Here is a 1,295-nt window from a genome sequence, read left to right as displayed (position 1 = left end):
TCACAAGACGTTACAGACGGAGCGCTTACCGTCTGAGCGGTAATGTGGCTGGTGTGGTGAAGCTGTTTAACCGGTGTGGCTGGCAGGCAGAGCCTGAAGGGGATGCCTCCCTGCCACACCTGTTTACTTTGATAGCCAGACAGGGAGAGCCAGGGAGGGATGTTTAGACGACCTCTTTATCGGGTGCTATCTGATTTTGAGTTAGCGGCGTAGATAATCCTGCCCGATTATGGCTACCAGTTTTTTCCTGTCCATCAGTCTATACGCTTTGTTCTTTTTCAGGTTTTTAAGTAGCTTGAGCAACTGTCGGTTCTGGCCAATATCTAACGAGTCTAATATTTTTGTTGGGCGGACAAAGCTGTATAACCCTTCTTTTGTACATAGAATTCTAAAGCGGGAATCATGTCCATTATCCAAAAATGACTCATACCTTTCCGGGCTTAACCATTTAAGTAACTCCAGCATGTTGTCATAGTTTTTTGATAGCAAAATGAGCGATGCATTTAGACCGAACACGGGATTGTTGTAATCTGGTTTTCCCGTACGAGGATCTTCATATTGGAACTTCCAGATAGCCTCGTGATGTGAGAGCCTGTTCCGTAGCTCCCTTATCTGGTTGAATTTATTCTCAAGTATATGCCGCTTAGTGCCAGCGGGAGCACCTAGAAACACCTCGGTCAAAAGATTTGGCCATAATAATGTTCTGGTGCGTGGGTCTTCATACGAACTTGTCAGTAAGTTTGTCCAAAAGCCAAAATCGAGCCCTGATATAACACGCTCAGCTGTTACCTGCTTACCAGCATCTGTGATACGCTTGGATACCTTCCTTATAGTCTTCTCTTCCCAGGTTGTCGTTTTATACACCGGAAAGCCATTTGCCAGATACTGTATTTGCCCGTTCGAATCGAATTTATAGCGCTTATTCTGCCTGATGAATTGTTTATCGCCCAGGTAACGAAACAGGTCAAAAATCCAGTTTTTGTCTGTCCGATACAGTGCCGGAGATCCTGCCGGAGCTGCTCCAGGAGGCGGGGTATGACGTATGCTATAGTCAATACTGTTCCTTAGTGTGACCTCAAGGCAGTGCATGAGTGGATGCATGGCACTGCTTAAGGCTTTGTTCCAGTTATACGCTTCTATTGTTTCTTCTTTTTTAAGCTTCAGAATGCTTTCATATATTTTTAGACGCTCTTCTGAGATGTAGTCTTCCAGATTCATACACGGCTCCGCTATTTTGCTCCATCTTATTACGGTTGACGTATACGTCAAATTAGCATACTATTTTTCCATCAAGG

Annotated in this window: 1 protein-coding gene; it reads right to left on the bottom strand. The window is 44.6% G+C overall.

The annotated features are described in order from the left end of the window. Positions 1 to 201: 201 nt before the first annotated feature. Entirely contained in the window at positions 202 to 1,218 is a 1,017-nt protein-coding gene (locus EQY_RS0123835; protein ID WP_001047164.1) for an Abi family protein, read from the bottom strand. Positions 1,219 to 1,295 lie beyond the last annotated feature (77 nt).

Source organism: Escherichia sp. TW14182 (genome assembly GCF_000208525.1).
Lineage (GTDB): Bacteria > Pseudomonadota > Gammaproteobacteria > Enterobacterales > Enterobacteriaceae > Escherichia > Escherichia ruysiae.
The sequence above is the reverse complement of the archived record's forward strand: the minus strand, read 5'-3'. Positions and strand labels throughout refer to the sequence as shown.